The organism is Streptomyces sp. DH12 (assembly GCF_020873895.1).
Classification (GTDB): Bacteria; Actinomycetota; Actinomycetes; order Streptomycetales; family Streptomycetaceae; genus Streptomyces.
This window is the reverse complement of sequence record NZ_JAHWGT010000568.1, coordinates 1-557: the sequence shown is the minus strand read 5'-3', so window position 1 is coordinate 557 and position 557 is coordinate 1. Positions and strand designations below refer to the sequence as shown.

The following is a 557-nucleotide window of genomic DNA, read 5'->3' as shown; positions in this document are numbered from 1 at the left end:
GGGGGGCCGCCGTTGTCAGTGGCGCCCTCTAGGGTGCGGACGTATGACGACCCTGCCGCGTCCGACCACGGAACTCTCGGCCGACGAGGCCCGCCGCATCGCCCTGCGTGCCCAGGGGCTCCTCGGCGCCCCCGACCGGCGCGCCGGTGTGCGCGGCGTCCTGCGCCACCTGGGCGCGGTGCAGCTCGACACGATCTCCGTCCTCGCCCGCTCGCACGAGCTGATCCCGTACGCCCGTCTCGGCGCGGTGGGCCGCCGCACGGTGGAGGAGGCGTACTGGAAGCAGGGCGACCAGCCTGCGCACACGTTCGAGTACTGGTCGCACGCCGCGTGCATCCTTCCCGTCGAGGAGTGGCCGCACTTCGCCTTCCGCCGCCGCGCCTACCGCAACCGCCCCCTCTGGAACCACGAGCTGCCCGACGGCGTGTACGACCAGGTCGTCAAGCAGTTGCGCGTCGAAGGGCCGCTGACCGCCACCGAGTTGGGCGGCGCCAAGCGCACCAGCGAGTGGTGGGACTGGTCCGGCACCAAGGTCGCCGTGGAGCGCGCCCTGATGT

The 557-nt window shown here is 73.1% G+C and carries 1 protein-coding gene; it reads left to right on the top strand.

The window, feature by feature from the left end:
- Window positions 1-43: 43 nt before the first annotated feature.
- Window positions 44-557: crosslink repair DNA glycosylase YcaQ family protein (locus tag LPA54_RS35820; protein WP_228984733.1), on the top strand; the 514-nt coding region annotated here is incomplete at its 3' end.